Source organism: uncultured Methanobrevibacter sp. (genome assembly GCF_937906425.1).
Taxonomy (GTDB): Archaea; Methanobacteriota; Methanobacteria; order Methanobacteriales; family Methanobacteriaceae; genus Methanobrevibacter.
This window is the reverse complement of record NZ_CALCYR010000293.1, coordinates 1-1,710: the sequence shown is the minus strand read 5'-3', so window position 1 is coordinate 1,710 and position 1,710 is coordinate 1. Positions and strand designations below refer to the sequence as shown.

Here is a 1,710-nt window from a genome sequence, read left to right as displayed (position 1 = left end):
CTCTTTCCCTACACGACGCTCTTCCGATCTATAACTGTGGGGTTAACAAGTGAAATTTATAGATGATGCAATCAAAGACTCTGAGAAAAGTATTGAATCCAATACTCCTAAAAAATCAGATGATGATTTAGATAATGAATTAATACAATTAATTAAAGCAAGTCGTGCTAATATTGCTGTAGTTGGTACTGGAGGAGCTGGAAATAATACCATTTCCAGATTAACTGAAATCGGTATCGAAGGTGCAAGAACCATTACAGTAAATACTGATGCTCAAGATTTATTTTACAGTAATTCTGATAAAAAATTACTTTTAGGAAGACAAACTTGTGGCGGTCTTGGAGCAGGTGGAGAACCTACTGTAGGTGAAGAATCTGCTGAAGAAAGTGAAGAAGACCTCAGAGGAGAGTTAGAAGGATCAGACATGGTCTTTGTTACCTGCGGTCTTGGTGGTGGAACTGGTACCGGTTCTGCTCCAATCATTGCAAAGGTAGCTAAGAAATCCGGTGCTTTAACTGTTGCTGTTGCTACCATGCCTTTCTCTGCTGAAGGTGTAAAAAGAAGAGAGAATGCTGAAATCGGTTTAGCAAAACTCCAAGAAAACGCAGATACCGTAATTGTAATTCCTAATGACAAATTATTGGAAGTTGCTCCTAACCTTCCTTTAAACAAGGCTTTCATGGTTTCAGATGAAATCTTAGGAAGAGCTGTTAAGGGAATCACCGAATTGATTACCAAACCTGGACTTGTAAGTTTAGACTTCGCTGATATTAAGTCTATCATGAAAGGTTCCGGAATGGCTATGATTGGTATGGGTGAATCTGAATCTGGAGACAGAGCAATTGAATCTGTACACGAAGCTTTAAGCAGTCCTTTACTTGATATTGACATTTCCAATGCTAAAGGCGCATTGATTAACATTTCAAGTAGTTCCGATCTTACATTGAATGAAGCTGAAAAGATTGTGCAAATTGTTGCTGACAGATTAGATCCTGAAGCTAACATTATTTGGGGAGCTCAAATTGATGAAGAATTACACAACATGATTAGAACTACAATTGTAGTTTCCGGTGTAAAATCTGAATACAATGCATATGCTTCTGATGATGAATTTGAAGACGGCGATTTTGAGGACGAGTTTGAAGGAGAAGAAATCTTAGGTGGAGAAACACCTGACGATCCTTTAGACCAATTCCTAGATGGCATCTTCTAGATAAATTATTTTTAATTTATCTATTTTTTATTTTATAATTATAAAAAAGAAATAAATATTAAATAATTATTAAAGAATTATTAAATTATTTTAAATTATTTTTAATTTTATTCTTATATGAAATTAAATAAATATTAAATTATTTTAAATTATTTTTAATTTTATTCTTATATGAAATTAAATAATATTAAATTATTTTAAATTTTTAAAATTTTTAATTTGTGTGATATTAATGACTTTTCAAGAAGAAGCTAGTGATTTTTTAAAACAATGTAAAAGAGTTATAAGAGTTGCTAAAAAACCAGACCGTGAAGAATACTTTGACTTTGCTAAAGTTACTGCAATAGGTATTGCTATTATTGGAGTAGTCGGTTTTGTTATTGTTTTAATCGGCCAATTGGTAGGATTATAATTTCTTAATTAAATTATTATTTTATTAATTCTATAATCTTTTTTTACTATTTTTAAATTTTAAAAATTAATTTATTATTTTTTCA

Annotated in this window: 2 protein-coding genes; both read left to right on the top strand. The window is 31.3% G+C overall.

Going from position 1 to position 1,710, the window contains the following annotated elements; genetic code table 11:
- Window positions 1-49: 49 nt before the first annotated feature.
- A complete protein-coding gene (gene ftsZ, locus Q0138_RS08585) occupies window positions 50-1,213 on the top strand; it encodes a cell division protein FtsZ (RefSeq protein ID WP_297983437.1) in 1,164 nt (387 codons plus the stop codon).
- A 232-nt stretch (window positions 1,214-1,445) separates the two neighbouring features.
- On the top strand, window positions 1,446-1,625 hold the full coding sequence (locus Q0138_RS08580; protein WP_297983434.1) for a protein translocase SEC61 complex subunit gamma: 180 nt from the start codon (window positions 1,446-1,448) through the stop codon (window positions 1,623-1,625).
- Window positions 1,626-1,710: the final 85 nt, after the last annotated feature.

Bases quoted from the DNA above. Each gene is read 5' to 3' on its own strand.
- Q0138_RS08580 (WP_297983434.1), top strand. From the start codon at position 1,446: ATGACTTTTCAAGAAGAAGCTAGTGATTTTTTAAAACAATGTAAAAGA.